This is a genomic window from Vibrio glycogenivorans, from assembly GCF_051660965.1.
In the GTDB taxonomy this organism is placed as follows: domain Bacteria; phylum Pseudomonadota; class Gammaproteobacteria; order Enterobacterales; family Vibrionaceae; genus Vibrio.
The window spans coordinates 413675-428478 of the sequence record NZ_JBPVIS010000001.1 but is presented as its reverse complement, the minus strand read 5'-3'; the positions used below and the strand labels follow the sequence as shown (position 1 = coordinate 428478).

Genomic DNA, 14804 nt, shown 5'->3' with positions numbered 1-14804 from the left:
TATTGCCTTCTACTGAGCTTTCTATGCAATTTTCATCTTCACGTCTTTGGCTTCCGATCGCGATTCTATTCGGAGTCGGGATTACTCAAGTCAGCGCCGACACCATCCGTGTCAAAGGCCCTAATGGTGAGGTGCTTGCGGCACCGCAATACTCGCAGGTTATCACCCGTGAAGTCATTCCATCAGCAGAACCTTCTCAATTTTATGGCCCTGTCAGCAGCGAAGAAACGCTGTGGCAGATAGCGACGCGCTTTCGTCCCGATGCGCAGGTCTCAACTCAACAGATGTTGCTGGCGATCTATCAGCTAAACCCTAGTGCATTTGAAGCGCAGAACATCCATAAATTGATTCCTGGGAGTAGCCTAAGGATCCCATCGCCGGCTCAAGTGCAAAGTGTCACGACCGAGCAAGCGGTTCGCGTTATGAACTCACATCAAGCACGGCTGACGGCCACACCGGCAGTGACCCCAGAGCCTGTAGTAACGCCTGAGCTCATGCCAGAGCCAGCGCCGATAGTCGCTGCCCAGCCTGAGGTGATTGAGCCGCCACAAACCGCAGCGCCAACATCAGAACAAGTTGCATCGCCAGTACCGGAACCAGCAGTAGAGCCGAGTGTGTCGGCTGAGCCCACCCAGGTCAAAGCGCTAAAACAAGAGCTTGAGCTCTCTGAGAGCGAGTTGATGGCACTAGAAGAGCGCAATCACCAATTGCGGCTGATGCTTGCTGATGTGCAAAATGAACTCTCGGTATTGCGTGACGAGGTGACGGATGAGCAGCGTATACGTGGCGAAGTGGAAAAAATGCTCCAGCTTGAGCGAGAGCGCTTGGCCGAGCAGCAGCGCCTGGCACCCTCTGGGTTGGACAAGCTGGCCAACTCACCGATTTGGCTAACTCTTTTGGCAGTGATACCGGGTCTGTTGATCCTTGCTGGTGTGATTGCGCTTATCAAGCGTCGCACTCAGCCGTCGGCAGAGCCACAGCCTGACTCTACTGAACCACAGGCGCCTATGGCGGGAGCGCCACAAGTGCTCGCTTTAGATAGTGACGACGAAGAGGAAGGGTTGTTACTCGATGAAGAGTTGTTTGCCGATGCGGACTTGTATACAGGTGATCAAGACCGCGAAACAGACAAGCAACCCGATATATTTGCAGACCTTGGTGATGACGATAGCCTCGATCTGAGCCTGGATGACGACAGCATGTTCGATGTGCTGGACGGCGGTGATATTGATGAAGAGCTTGATCAACTGGCACGCAATGCCAGCAATACCACGGTAGGCACTGATGAAAAGCCGCTCGGTCTTGAGGAGATGGAGCGAGTACTGGATGACGTTGATTTAGACACCAACCTCAGTGACGACTTTGATCTCTCAGAGGACGAAGAGATTGATGTGCCGTTCATCACTGCAGATGAAGAGCCGTTATTGGGTGACACTCTTGATCAGCAGATGCTGGATGAATTGCTGCAAGACTTGACGCCAAGTACGTCTGACTCGTCTGAGCAAGCCTTGGATGATGAACTTGAACTCACCAGCGACAGTCTTGAACTGGACTCGCTTGACGACAACACAGCTCTTCTCGATGAGCTGCTTGATGAGCAGGAATTGATCGGTGTTGATCAGGAGAGCACCGATTTACTCGATGAGCTGGTTGCCTCATCAGAGCAAGATTTGGATTTGTCCGACTCGGAGCAGATGCTTGACGAGCTCCTCAGTGAAGATGACGAAAGCTGGGCCGACACGCTACTCAATGGTGATGATGCCTCCCTATCTGATGGGACTGAACTGTTCGATGAGTTGCTTGAAATTGAACAGAGTTCGGTGGATCAAACCGAGCAACCCTCAGTGGAACTTGACGCCCCATCGCGTGCACCTGAGCACGATTCTCTCGCTGAGCAGAACAGCGAACTATCAACGGAAATCGATCTACCACACTCGGTGGAGCCAGAATTATCCTTGATAGAGACGCAAGACGCTGGTTTAACCCATGAGCATGAAAATCAATTTGATGCCAATGCCAATGCCAATGCCAATGCCAATGCCAATGCAGATGCGAACGACATCCAGCCAGCAGAGGTCATTGATCTCGAGTCCGCCAATGAATTCGGCGTGCCTCAGGATGATGATTGGCTGATAGAGTCAGCGAAAGAGACTCAAGCCGAGCCAGCTGCACCGACGGATATGGAATCTACGGAGCCTGAGCTCGACTCGCTGGACACTACCCATCAGGCCCCAGAACTGACAGGTGACACCTCTTCTATTGAAGAGCAAGCTCCTGAGCCCATTGAGCTAGATAGCGCGCAAACGAGTGATGAGCTGGAGACCGCAGCGCTTGATATTGAGCCTACGCAGGACGATTTCCATTCTCTGGATGACAGCAAGCTCGCTGAATTTACACAGCAAGACACGCCTGATGACGCCGAAGAGCCGTTATCCCAGCCAATGCCACAGCCTGAGGCGCTGCAAGCTCAGACTGATGAGGCTCTTCACTTTGATGAGGAGCAGTTGCCGGAGTTTACGGAGCAGGATGCGTTAGGCAGCATTGATGAAATGCCTGAGCCTATGGCAGAGCTTGAGTCCCCGCTTGAATCTCTGCCAACAACGGATGAGCCACTGCATTTCGACGATGCACAACTGCCTCAGTTTACCGAGCAAGAAGCGCTTGGTGAGGATTGGTCGGATGACGGAGATGCGATCAGCTTCGATCAAACGCCATTACCAGAGCCCCTGTCTCACGAGATTGAAGACCTAGCTCATGCGACTGAAGAGGTGACTCATGCTTCAAAAGAGAGAGTGAATGCAGCGGATGAAGATATCTCTGCTCATGCAGAACAATCCAGTGACTTCCTCGATGACTCGTTGCAGTTGGATCCTGAACAAGCTCAAGAGCAGGATGCGCTGTTTGATCTTTTCCAGGCTGGTGATGTCTCAAGCGATGCTGCGCAACAAATCGATGAAGAGGTACTTAACGATTGGTTGAGTGAAACGGAAACAGAGCCTTCGGTGCCACTCGAATCGGCCAACTTCTCACCAGAGCAGGTGGATACGGCAGGGCTGGATATTGATTCCATGCTTGAGATGGGCGGTGAGGATTGGAATGGTTTCAAGCTTGACCAGGCTACAGGCGATATTGACGAAGCTCAGTCAGACATTCCCGCTGAGGAACAACCTGTTTGGCAACAAGACAACCCAGTTGCTGAGGCTAAACTCGAGGATGAGGACTGGTCTCAACAGCATGAGTTCAACCCAAGCGATGCACAGTTTAAGACCATCGAGCAATTGATGGCCGAAGCTGATGAGCATGCAACTGCTGATACCCAGGCGCAAGAAGAGGAACTCGATCTGAACGTCGGTCTGGATGAGTTCCCAGACGTGATTGGCGAGGTAGACTTTGCCGATGTAGATCTCGATGCCGAGGCGTCAGGAAAGATTGATCTGGCGAAAATCTACCTGGAAATGAATGATACTCAAGGCGCCATCAAGCTGCTCGAAGAGGCCATCGTTGATGGTAACGATCAAGTCCGCCGCGAAGCGAAAAACCTAATCGACGATATAAGATCTTAAAACCAGGGGCGGGGTTCGGGTACGGGCTTCGCCCTACGAGGTGCGGGGAGTTTATCGCGCGCGGTTTGCTCCTCGCGACTCGGAACGAAGTGTAACCCGCCCCTCGATCCTGCTTCTCGAACCTGCTTTTGATTCTGGAAACTTATATTGACTTGGGTATAATTCCCGATCCGGATCACAAAGCGAGATAAACATGAGAATAGCGTTAGGTATTGAATACGATGGTGCGAACTACTTTGGCTGGCAACGTCAGCGAGAGGTGATCAGTGTTCAAGCGTGCTTAGAGAAGGCCCTGAGCAAAGTAGCCAATCACCCGGTTGAGGTTCAATGTGCTGGGCGTACGGACGCTGGGGTTCATGGTACGGGGCAGGTGGTGCACTTTGATACCACGGCCAAGCGCAACATGGCGGCCTGGACGATGGGCGTTAACACCAATATGCCGAAAGATATCGCTGTGCGCTGGGCTAAAGAGGTGCCAGAAGAGTTCCATGCTCGTTTCAGTGCGACTGCGCGTCGTTACCGCTATGTGATTTTTAATTCCCCATTTCGTGGCGGCATACTCGCAAAAGGCGTGAGCCATTATCATGGTGAGCTTGATGTGGCTCTGATGCAAAAAGCCGGACAGTTCCTGCTAGGCGAGAATGACTTCACGTCATTTCGCGCCGTGCATTGTCAATCCAATAGCCCTTGGCGTAATTTGATGCACCTCAACGTGACTCGTCATGGCCAGTATGTGGTGATCGACATTAAAGCCAACGCGTTTGTCCATCACATGGTGCGCAACATCACTGGCTCACTGATCACCGTTGGCCGTGGTGAGCAGCCGCCGGAGTGGATTGAATGGCTATTGGCAGCCAAAGATCGAAAACTAGCCTCCGCAACCGCCAAAGCAGAAGGGCTTTATCTGGTGGATGTCGATTACCCCCAAGACTTCGAATTACCCCGCTTGCCAATGGGGCCACTGTTTTTGCCCGAGAATTTGAACTAGACTGACAAAACAGTGAACCATAGGCGACATTTGCTGGTGTTTAAGTAATATTATGCTAACGGCAAGTGGTTGATTCACTTGTCGCTTTAGTCATGGGTTGTAGTGAAAACAGGAAGTGTTTCATGACGTTTACGTGTCTTCGTCGGGTGAGTAAAAACCCAGCGTTCAACTGGTCGTGAAATAGGTACAACCAGTTTTTGATCCACAGTTTATCGTTAATATGCTTTAATCCTCCAGCATATTTAAAGAATTGATATCTTTTGCAAGGTTGCGAAAGAAAAGAGAAAAAAGGTCCTCCATGAGTTGGCTCGAAAAGATTTTAGACAAGACTAATATTGTTAGCTCTCGCAAAGCGTCTATCCCTGAAGGGGTTTGGACCAAGTGTACATCCTGTGAGCAGGTGCTTTATCACGCTGAGCTTGAGCGCAACCTAGAAGTATGTCCTAAGTGTGACCACCATATGCGCATGCCTGCGCGTCGTCGCTTAGAAACGTTTTTGGATGAAGGGAATCGACAAGAACTGGCAACAGAGTTGGAACCAACCGACAAGTTGAAGTTCAAGGACTCTAAGCGTTACAAAGATCGTCTTGCCGCGGCACAAAAGGCCAGTGGTGAGAAAGACGCTTTGGTGGTGATGAAGGGCGAGCTGCTTGGCTTGCCAGTGGTTGCCTGTGCGTTTGAGTTCTCGTTTATGGGTGGCTCAATGGGCTCTGTGGTTGGCGCTCGCTTTGTCAAAGCGGTTGAAGCAGCGATGGAGAACGAGTGTGGTTTGGTCTGTTTCTCTGCCAGTGGCGGTGCACGTATGCAAGAGGCACTGATGTCGCTGATGCAGATGGCAAAAACCAGCGCTGCATTGGAGCGACTGTCGGCGAAAGGGCTACCGTTTATTTCTGTGATGACCGACCCGACCATGGGTGGCGTGTCGGCAAGCTTGGCGATGCTGGGTGATATCAATATTGGCGAGCCGAATGCTCTAATTGGTTTTGCTGGCCGTCGCGTGATTGAGCAAACCGTGCGTGAAGACCTGCCAGAAGGTTTCCAGCGCAGTGAGTTCTTACTCGAGCACGGCGCGATTGATATGATCGTTGATCGACGTGAAATGCGTCAGCGTGTTGGTGGTTTGATTGCCAAGATGACCAATACTGACTCGCCTTTGGTGGTTTCTGTGGACCAAACTCCCGTAGAAGCACCTTATGAAGTACCAGAAGCAGAAGAAAAAGGGTAAAGTAGAGCTAATTCAAACCGCTATTTTGGTTGATTAGATGACCCAACAAATTGCACCACAAGCCACATCGCCTCTTTCGGTGTGGCTTGATTATTTAAATCATATCCATACCTCTGCGATCGACCTTGGTCTAGAGCGTGTCTCTCAGGTTTGCCAGCGCGCGAGCCTAACTAAACCAGCCCCAACTGTGATAACCGTTGCCGGAACCAATGGCAAGGGCTCAACCTGTGCCTTGATGGAAGCGATCCTGCTGGATGCCGGATACTCTGTCGGCGTGTATAGCTCCCCGCATCTTATTCGCTATAACGAGCGAGTAAGAATCAATGGTGTTGATCAGCCTGATGAGGCGCATACTGAGGCTTTTGCCTACATTGAACAGCAGCGTGGTGATATCAGCTTAAGCCTATTCGAGTTTGGCACCCTAGCGGCCCTTTACCAATTCAAGCAGCAGCGAGTGGATGTTGTTCTGTTAGAAGTGGGGCTTGGTGGTCGCTTGGATGCGACCAATGTTGTTGAGCATGATGTGTCAGTGATCACCAGTCTCGCGATTGACCATGTCGATTGGCTCGGTGATGACATCAATGTGATTGGCTTTGAAAAAGCAGGGATCTTTCGCAGCAGCAGACCCGCAGTGTGTGGCCAGCCGCAGGCTCCAGCAACCGTGGCCGGTCACGCTGATGATATCGGTGCTAAGCTGCATCAAGTCGGGATTCAATACGACTACGCCCTAGAACCTGGCGAGAACACCTGGTGCTGGAAGAGTGGCTCATTTGGCCTAGACGATCTGCCGGTTCCGGCACTTCCACTGGCGAACGCGGCTACTGCTCTGATGGCACTGGGTTGTGCTGAACTGGATATCAGTGATGTCAACATCGTTAAGGGCCTTGAAGCCGCTAAACTTCCGGGGCGGATGCAAAAAATCGCTGCGAATCCAGAGGTGCTCTTGGATGTGGCACACAACCCTCATTCGGCGCAGTACTTAGTCGAGCAGATCAAACAGCAATACCCAAATACGGTTATTCATACCGTGGTGGCGATGCTGCACGATAAAGACATTGCTGCCACCCTGACGCAATTGAGCGAGATCTCAGCCAATTGGTACCCCGCTTCCCTAGAGGGGCCTCGAGCGGCTAGCGCTAACGAGCTGTGCCAGCATTTACCACAAGTCATCGCCAGTTATGACAGTCCAGCGGCGGCATTCCAGGCTGCACAAGCGAAGGCACAGCCAGGTGAGCTGATTTTGGTGGTGGGCTCTTTCCATACCGTTGGCGAGGTGCTGGCATTTATTGAGCAACAAGGAGACTAAATGGTCAGTAAGTTTCAAAGCCGCTTGGTCGGTACAATTATCTTAGTGGCGGTGGGGATCATTGTCCTACCCGATGTGTTTGATGGCAAAAAGCAGCATTATACCGATGAGGTCGCCAGTATACCTATCAAACCATTAGTGGATGAAAACCCTGAGGTGTTTGAGGTGCTAGAGCCGGAAGTGGATGAGATAAAGCTGCCGGACTCACCGGTTGAGATGGTGATTGCGGATGCGCCGTCCGTCGAGCCAAGCAAGCCTGTGGTCGATGACACAGCCACGCAGCCTGTGGAGGATATTGTCGAGGTGGTCGTGAGCGAAGTGCCAGAGCGAAACCAATACCAGGACTCTGGCTGGATTATCCAGTTGGTGGCGCTGCGCAATAAAGACAACGCGATTAACATGGCAAAAGACTTACGAGATCGCGGTTATCGAGCCCATACCAAAGATGAAAATGGTCTGACTCGGGTGATTATCGGCCCTGATGTGTCAAAAACTAACCTTGAGAAACAACTGACCGAGCTGGAAGGAATTACTAGCTTAAAAGGTCAATTGCTTAAATTTAAACCACTAAACCCTTAAGAAAACGTTTGCGTCAGCGTTTTTTCTGTTAAAATGCGCGCCAACTTAATAATGAAGCTGCCATGAATACATTAGATATTGTCATTTTGAGTGTGATCGGCCTTTCGGCATTGATCAGTTTGGTTAGAGGATTCACCAAAGAGGCGCTGTCTCTGGTGGTGTGGTTTGGCGCCTTTTTTATCGCCAGTAATTACTATGCCAAACTCGCGGTCTACTTTGACAATATCCAGGATGACCTTGTGCGTAACGGCGCCGCCATTGCCGCTCTGTTTATCGCGACCCTGGTCGTTGGCGCCGTGGTTAACTACGTAATCGGACAGCTAGTGCAAAAAACCGGTCTCTCTGGAACAGATCGCGTTTTAGGCATTGTCTTTGGTGGGTTACGTGGGGTACTGATTGTATCGGCAGCGCTATTTTTTTTGGATGCGTTCACTTCGTTTCCAGAGTCAGAGTGGTGGAAAAACTCGCAACTGGTCAGTGAATTTAGACTGATCATCGCGCCGTTTTTCGAGCACTTAACTGAAACTTCAAGCTTTTTATCCGGCGCATTGTAGCGCCGTCACAGTTAAACCGAGGGTAAACACATGTGTGGTATCGTAGGAATCGTTGGGAATTCCCTGGTAAATCAGTCAATCTATGACGCTTTGACTGTTTTGCAGCACCGTGGTCAAGATGCGGCGGGAATTTGTACCATCGATAGCAATCGTTTTCGTCTACGCAAAGCCAATGGATTGGTAAAAGATGTGTTTGAAGCAAAACACATGCAGCGCTTGCAGGGAACGGTGGGTATTGGTCACGTGCGTTATCCAACGGCTGGCAGCTCAAGCGCATCTGAGGCTCAGCCTTTTTACGTCAACTCTCCATTTGGTATCTCACTGGCGCATAACGGTAACCTAACCAATGCCCATAAAGTTCGTGAGAAGCTATTCGAAAAAGACCGTCGTCACGTTAACACCACATCAGATTCAGAGGTTCTACTTAACGTACTCGCTCATGAAATTGACATGGTGAAAGGCAATGTAACCGTGGAAGACGTGTTCCGAGCGATCACCAACGTTCATCGCACAATTCGCGGTGCTTATGCGGTTGTGGCAATGATCATTGGTCATGGCCTTGTGGCGTTCCGCGATCCAAATGGTATCCGTCCACTTTGCCTTGGTAAGCGTGAGACGCAAGATGGCCGTGTTGAGTACATGGTAGCGTCTGAGTCGGTTGCACTGGATGCGGTAGGCTTTGACTTTATGCGTGATGTGGCGCCAGGTGAAGCGGTATACATTACCTTTGATGGCCAACTTCACACTCAGCAGTGTGCTGACAACCCATCACTGAACCCATGTATCTTCGAATTTGTTTACTTCGCTCGCCCAGACTCGTTTATCGATAAGATCTCGGTATACAGTGCGCGCCTTGAGATGGGTAAGAAGCTGGGTGAGCGTATCGAGCGAGATTACGCTGATCTTGATATTGATGTGGTGATCCCGATCCCTGAGACCTCATGTGATATTGCCTTGCAGATTGCTCAAGCGATTGACAAGCCATACCGCCAAGGTTTCGTTAAAAACCGCTATGTTGGCCGTACCTTTATCATGCCGGGTCAGCAACAGCGTAAAAAATCAGTTCGTCGCAAGCTCAACGCGATTCGCTCAGAGTTCAAGGGTAAGAATGTGCTGTTGGTTGATGACTCAATTGTTCGTGGCACGACCTCAGAGCAGATCATTGAGATGGCTCGTGACTCGGGTGCAAACAAGGTTTACATGGTCTCTGCTGCGCCGGAAATTCGTTTCCCTAACGTGTACGGCATCGATATGCCAAGCGCGACTGAGCTAATTGCGCATGGTCGTGATAACCAGCAGATCTGTGAGAAAATCGGTGCGGATGAGCTGATCTACCAAACCCTGGAAGATCTTGTGGCAGCGGTCGGCGCGGGTAACCCAGATGTGGCATTGTTCGAGACGTCTGTCTTCAACGGTGAGTACGTAACGGGTGATATTGATCAAGCTTACCTTGATTTCCTTGACGGTCTACGTAACGACGATGCCAAGGTACAGCGTGAGATCCAGCAAGATCTCGCAAACCTAGAGCTACATAACGAAGGCGCATAATCGCCCTCGATACAGGTTAACTCTTATAATGCCGAAGCTTTGCTTCGGCATTTTTTTATCTGGGGAAGCCTTGTATCAGGTCAGGTCCGCTTTGGCACCAGTTGTGAGACAACAAATACCGCGGTGGCTGCCAGAACGACGGAAGGTCCAGCAGGGGTATCCCAATTCCACGACATGTAGAGCCCGGTAAAGACGGCAATAACGCCAATGACCGCCGCCACTAAGGCCATTTGCTCCGGTGAATGAGATACGCGCCTTGCCGCTGCAGCCGGGATAATCAGTAGTGAGGTAATGATCAGAGCGCCGACAAACTTCATTCCCACGGCTATCACCATGCCGACCAGCAACATCAGGACAAGGCGCATTAGGTCGACGTTGACCCCCTCAACAGCGGCTAATTCCTCATTGACGGTCGAATTGAGTAAAGGGTGCCAAACCAAAGCAAGGACGACGAGCACCAATACCACGCCTGCGTAAATAAACCACAAGTCACTTGGGCTGATGGCCAAAAGGTCGCCAAAAAGATAGCTCATTAAGTCAATGCGAACATTGTCGAGAAAGCTGACTGCAACAAGTCCGAAGGAGAGTGCACTGTGAGCGAGGATACCCAATAGAGTGTCGGTTGCGATCAACCGCTGCTTTTGCAGTACCACTAACAGTGCTGCCAGTACCAGACAGCAGAAAGTGAGGGCTAAATATAGGTTGATATCCAGTAGCAAGCCGAGCGCGAGCCCCATCAGTGATGCGTGTGCTAGCGTATCGCCGAAGTAAGCCATTCTGCGCCAAACTACAAAGGATCCCAAAGGTCCGGCGATGAGGGCTACACCGAGGCCAGCCAATAGTGAGGGAAGAAGAAAGTCAATCATGGTGATGTCCGTGCTGTGGATTATGGCACTCATTGGCATCGCCAGCGACGGGATTACCTGAGAGGTCGTGATGATGCTGATGGTGATGGGTGTAAAGCGCTATACCCGAATTGCAGGTATGACCAAATAGAGCTAAGTACTTAGGATGGCGAGAAATGACCTCTGGTGCACCGGAGCAGCAGATATGGTGCTGTAAGCAGATCACGTGGTCTGTCTTTGCCATGACCAAGTGCAGGTCATGGGAGACCATTAAAATGGCACAGTTAAAACGATGACGCACGCTGTCAATAAGTTCATACAAGTCTATCTGACCTTGCACATCCACTCCTTGCGCGGGTTCATCCAGTACTAGAACGTCAGGGCGCTGCAGCAGCGCACGAGCGAGCATAACCCTCTGCGTCTCTCCGCCAGAGAGCGTAGACATCGAGTGTTTTTGCAGGTGCGCTGCGCCAACTAGCTTAAGGGCATCTTGGATCTCTTGTTGACTGGGGCGATTCGCCAGCTTTAAAAATCGTTCAACGCGCAGTGGAAGGGTCTCATTCAAAGCCAGTTTTTGCGGCACATAGCCATAACGAAGGGAGTGAGAGCTTGTGATGCTGCCAGAGGTTGGTTTAGTGATACCTAATAGTACTTTGACCAACGTCGATTTGCCCGCACCGTTTGGGCCGATTAAGGTGGTAATCTTTCCTCGTTCAAGTGAGAGAGAAACACGGTCTAATATTGTGCGTTCAGCAAAGCTCACGCTGATATCTCGAAGAGAGAGCATAGGGGTCATAGATGAAACTCATTTGCGCCTAGTAAGTGTTATAATGTAACATCATTTGTACCCCAAGTACCAACCTCAACTTGCAAAGGTCCAATATGATCAAACATATAACGTTACTGTTATTGATTGCCTTCTCTTTATCCGCACCAGCGAGGGCGATAGACATTGTCACCAGTATAAAGCCAATTCAGATGATTACTCTGGAACTTACTCAAGGTGTGACTGAGCCGGGTGTAGTGATGAATTCCACTGCATCGCCGCACGATTACGCTATGCGCCCATCGGATGCAAAAAAAATCCGTGATGCAGATGTCATCATCTGGTTTGGCCCTGAACTCGAAGCCTTCATGAGCCGAATGGTCGCAGATGATGATCGTGTGATTACTATCGGTGAGCTAGAGGGGGTAGAGTTTCGTGAATTTGCCGATATGCATGCTCATGATGGACATGATCATGGCTCCGTCGATCCACACTTTTGGCTGGGCATAAGTCAGACTGATATTATTGCCCAAGCAATAGCAAAACAGCTTGCAAAGCTGGATCCTAACAACGAGCAAAAGTATCTTGATAACTATCAGAACTTTTCCTCTCAGCTACAAACAGTCAAGCAGGAGATAGCCACAACCTTATCTCCGGTCCGTGAGCATGGCTATTTCGTTTTCCATGATGCTTATGGTTACTTTGAAGATGAGTTTGGCCTAAATCAGTTAGGTTACTTTACGGTTAGCCCAGAGAGAAAGCCGGGGGCAAAAACCTTGATCCATATCCGCACAACCTTGGCTAAAGGAGAGGCAAAATGTGTGTTTGCTGAGCCGCAATTTACCCCAGCGGTAATCAAGTCGGTGACACGTGGCACTGATGTACCGGTTGGCGTGCTTGACCCTGTGGGTTCGACTATTGAGGTCAAGTCAGGGAGTTATCTAGAGTTTACTCGTCAAATAGCTGCGAGTTTTACTGACTGTTTACTTTAATATTTCCCCGAGAGGTTTGCGGTGACTCGCAAACCTCATTGCAAAACCATTCCTTTCTGTCTTGTCCGCTGCGCTCTTGGTATAACGTTCTCTTTGAAAGCAACTTGTTGCTTATTGTTGTGTTGCTTAGTTAACTTTATATTTTATATAGCGATTTATATGAGTTTGCGCTTAGTTATTGGACGCGGGTCTTCGCGAAGTTCTGTTTTTGTTTTGCTTATCTGTGGCTGGCTCAAGGTGATACTCCCTGTGAGTGCGATGGCTTCGGAGGCGCCTCTATTCTCAGCTCTTCCGCAGCAAACCTTTGGACAGGTAATCAATGCTCAGCAGTTGTTTCTCGGTCAGGGTGGCGGCATTTGGATTCACGAGTATAGTGGTCGAGTGCGTTTGTTTGATGGTCAGCATCTTATCCCTGGTAATAAGGGGATGTTTGGCCAGCCCTTGCCTCATTTAACCTACTTTGAGGGCGTATTTTGGAGCTTTGATCGGCGCGACATTATCCGCCTACTTCCTCACCGAGAGCCACAAGCCGTCCTGACCGTGAGCGAGCCAATTCATTCGATAGGTCAGAGCCAAGATTGGTTGTGGTTTAGTGATCGCTATAATTTTTATATTTACCAACCGATTGAGAAGCGACTGACCACCTTTAGCTTGCTAGAGATCCTTGCTAGTCGTGGTCATGATCCCATCTTTATTCACGACGCACTGCAAATAGACTCCCAGTGGGTAATTGCGACGAACTGTGGCCTTTATATCACGCAAGGGTCACTGTTGAGGCATATTCGCCACTCAGGCCAACGTGACATTAAGCGGCTTCATTACTCATCACAGCGAAACGAGCTTTTCGTCGCTACAAGTAGCGGGTTAGGGCTGTTTAGCTTAGAAGGCCCAGAATTCATGGCCCAGTACTTTCCCACTCCACCTGTCAATGCGATTGCTGAGGTTAACAATCAATATTGGCTTGCGACTGACGATGGGATTTTTCGCTTCGATACTGAGCGTCAAGCCACAGCCTACTTAAAGCTAAATATGGCACCATTGGCCAGCACTCAGATTAAGGTTCACGACATAGTTAGCCTGGGGAGAGGAGAAGTTTGGATTGCTACTGACCGAGGTGTCTATTATCACAGAGAAACCGTTCGGCCGCTTGACCCCCCTCACTATCTATCGCAGTTAACTCCTGTACGGTTAGTCAACTCACAAGTGCTGGTTAATTCACAGCCAGTCGCAACCAACCAAGCGTGGGCAAAGCCAATTAGAGTTGAAAAGGGCGATAGATTAGAGATATTGATTGGTGCATTTCCCTATCGTTCTGAAGATAGCAAATACTATCGTATTGGTAATGATAAGCCATGGTTGCCACTACGTTGGAACCAGGCTATCAGCGTGGATACCAGCGCAACAGATACCGGCAAGATTGAGATCAAGCTTGTTTCTGCTTTTGGCAAGGAGCAAGCTCGCCAGTCATTATGGTTGCTTGTAGGGCGGCCATGGTATCTCAACCCGCATTTTGTGATGATGGTAGCGGGTGGGTTGATTGCCGCTGCGATTATCGTTGCTATGCGTAGATCCCGTCATAAAAAGGGGGAGGCGATTTGCTATAGACATGCGCGGTGTACCTTGGAGGATGGCGACAGCTGGATAGGAGGCCCGCAAAATAACATTGTGAGTGACGATCTAAGTTCAGCTCAGTATATTGATATGTTAAACGTACTAAAGAGTACGCCAACAGGTTTATCAATACCCCAACAACGTTGGCTAGCTAAGGTTTTGAAGTTAATTGAGGTGCAGTGCAGTGAGGCGAACTTTGGTACTGCGCAGGCAGCCAAACGGCTGTTCATTTCAGAAAGAAGCTTACAGCGTAAATTTAAGCAGATGACGGGCAGTACCATGACTGAGGCGGTGAATAAGATACGTCTTGCCAGGGCGAGCCAACTCTTGCTCGAGGGCTCATCGGTATCCGATATTGCCTATCAATGTGGATTCAATGATCCCTCTTACTTTAGTCAAAAGTTTAAACAGCAGTACGGTGTCACCCCACGACAGTTTGTATCGCGTCAGTCTCATATCGACCCATCGACACAGTGACAGCTGGTTAGCGAGTATTCAAGAATAGAAAAAGGAACGTGGCATGATCGGGGGACAATGCCACGGGTACCAAGGGCACCTTCGCATACTGCCTCGGTGATGCTTATTGGCGACCACCTCTGGCTCAGCTTTCCACAATCGCTTCAGACGATTAGGTGGAATATAGAATATAAGCCACTGAATTAATTTGTTTATTGCTCAAACGACAAGGAATGTGACGAAAGCGACAGCCTGTTAGTAGGGTGAAATTGAATTATATTTTTGAACCATTTTAGTACTCAATCACGAGTTCCATGCGCCATTATGGCGCATGGGCTCTAGCGTCTACCGAAGTCAGTTCTTGGAGATTA

The 14804-nt window shown here is 49.9% G+C and carries 11 protein-coding genes; 9 read left to right on the top strand and 2 right to left on the bottom strand.

Annotation, left to right across the window (positions count from 1 at the left end):
- The first annotated feature begins 23 nt into the window (after nt 1-23).
- The 7 genes from ACSTTG_RS01880 (at nt 24) to purF (ending at nt 9763) form a co-directional block, all read left to right on the top strand.
- Complete coding sequence (locus ACSTTG_RS01880) at nt 24-3563, top strand: FimV/HubP family polar landmark protein (RefSeq protein WP_438473644.1); 3540 nt, start codon at nt 24-26, stop codon at nt 3561-3563.
- Nucleotides 3564-3756: 193 nt separating this feature from the next.
- A complete protein-coding gene (gene truA / locus ACSTTG_RS01875; RefSeq protein WP_438460664.1) occupies nt 3757-4551 on the top strand; it encodes a tRNA pseudouridine(38-40) synthase TruA in 795 nt (264 codons plus the stop codon).
- A 298-nt stretch (nt 4552-4849) separates the two neighbouring features.
- On the top strand, nt 4850-5776 hold the full coding sequence (gene accD, locus ACSTTG_RS01870) for an acetyl-CoA carboxylase, carboxyltransferase subunit beta (protein ID WP_438460665.1): 927 nt from the start codon (nt 4850-4852) through the stop codon (nt 5774-5776).
- Between the two features lie 37 nt (nt 5777-5813).
- On the top strand, nt 5814-7082 hold the full coding sequence (gene folC, locus ACSTTG_RS01865; protein ID WP_438473643.1) for a bifunctional tetrahydrofolate synthase/dihydrofolate synthase: 1269 nt from the start codon (nt 5814-5816) through the stop codon (nt 7080-7082).
- On the top strand, nt 7083-7661 hold the full coding sequence (locus ACSTTG_RS01860) for an SPOR domain-containing protein (RefSeq protein WP_438473642.1): 579 nt from the start codon (nt 7083-7085) through the stop codon (nt 7659-7661). It abuts the gene before it with no gap.
- Between the two features lie 62 nt (nt 7662-7723).
- Nucleotides 7724-8215, top strand: coding sequence for a CvpA family protein (locus ACSTTG_RS01855; RefSeq protein WP_438460668.1), 492 nt, complete (start codon nt 7724-7726; stop codon nt 8213-8215).
- A 30-nt stretch (nt 8216-8245) separates the two neighbouring features.
- Complete coding sequence (gene purF, locus ACSTTG_RS01850) at nt 8246-9763, top strand: amidophosphoribosyltransferase (RefSeq protein ID WP_438460669.1); 1518 nt, start codon at nt 8246-8248, stop codon at nt 9761-9763.
- Between the two features lie 80 nt (nt 9764-9843).
- On the opposite strand, the gene znuB is transcribed toward purF, so the two are convergent.
- Both znuB and znuC read right to left on the bottom strand, forming a co-directional pair.
- Nucleotides 9844-10629, bottom strand: coding sequence for a zinc ABC transporter permease subunit ZnuB (gene znuB / locus ACSTTG_RS01845; protein ID WP_438473906.1), 786 nt, complete (start codon nt 10627-10629; stop codon nt 9844-9846).
- Nucleotides 10622-11404: a zinc ABC transporter ATP-binding protein ZnuC gene (znuC, locus tag ACSTTG_RS01840; RefSeq protein ID WP_438460670.1), complete on the bottom strand. Its 783-nt coding sequence runs from the start codon at nt 11402-11404 to the stop codon at nt 10622-10624. Before znuC ends, znuB begins: the two co-directional genes overlap by 8 nt.
- Before the next feature lie 86 nt (nt 11405-11490).
- Between znuC and znuA the strand changes: the two genes are divergently transcribed.
- Together znuA and ACSTTG_RS01830 are read left to right on the top strand one after the other, a co-directional pair.
- Complete coding sequence (znuA, locus tag ACSTTG_RS01835; RefSeq protein ID WP_438473641.1) at nt 11491-12366, top strand: zinc ABC transporter substrate-binding protein ZnuA; 876 nt, start codon at nt 11491-11493, stop codon at nt 12364-12366.
- Between the two features lie 258 nt (nt 12367-12624).
- Nucleotides 12625-14454, top strand: a complete 1830-nt coding sequence (locus tag ACSTTG_RS01830; protein ID WP_438473905.1) for a helix-turn-helix transcriptional regulator — start codon at nt 12625-12627, stop codon at nt 14452-14454.
- Nucleotides 14455-14804 lie beyond the last annotated feature (350 nt).

What these genes read in the sequence shown, in the direction of transcription:
- accD (WP_438460665.1), top strand. Translation starts at nt 4,850, where the DNA reads ATGAGTTGGCTCGAAAAGATTTTAGACAAGACTAATATTGTTAGCTCT.
- ACSTTG_RS01880 (WP_438473644.1), top strand. Translation starts at nt 24, where the DNA reads ATGCAATTTTCATCTTCACGTCTTTGGCTTCCGATCGCGATTCTATTC.
- ACSTTG_RS01860 (WP_438473642.1), top strand. Translation starts at nt 7,083, where the DNA reads ATGGTCAGTAAGTTTCAAAGCCGCTTGGTCGGTACAATTATCTTAGTG.
- ACSTTG_RS01855 (WP_438460668.1), top strand. Translation starts at nt 7,724, where the DNA reads ATGAATACATTAGATATTGTCATTTTGAGTGTGATCGGCCTTTCGGCA.
- znuA (WP_438473641.1), top strand. Translation starts at nt 11,491, where the DNA reads ATGATCAAACATATAACGTTACTGTTATTGATTGCCTTCTCTTTATCC.
- purF (WP_438460669.1), top strand. Translation starts at nt 8,246, where the DNA reads ATGTGTGGTATCGTAGGAATCGTTGGGAATTCCCTGGTAAATCAGTCA.
- ACSTTG_RS01830 (WP_438473905.1), top strand. Translation starts at nt 12,625, where the DNA reads ATGGCTTCGGAGGCGCCTCTATTCTCAGCTCTTCCGCAGCAAACCTTT.
- znuC (WP_438460670.1), bottom strand. Translation starts at nt 11,404, where the DNA reads ATGACCCCTATGCTCTCTCTTCGAGATATCAGCGTGAGCTTTGCTGAA.
- znuB (WP_438473906.1), bottom strand. Translation starts at nt 10,629, where the DNA reads ATGATTGACTTTCTTCTTCCCTCACTATTGGCTGGCCTCGGTGTAGCC.
- truA (WP_438460664.1), top strand. Translation starts at nt 3,757, where the DNA reads ATGAGAATAGCGTTAGGTATTGAATACGATGGTGCGAACTACTTTGGC.
- folC (WP_438473643.1), top strand. Translation starts at nt 5,814, where the DNA reads ATGACCCAACAAATTGCACCACAAGCCACATCGCCTCTTTCGGTGTGG.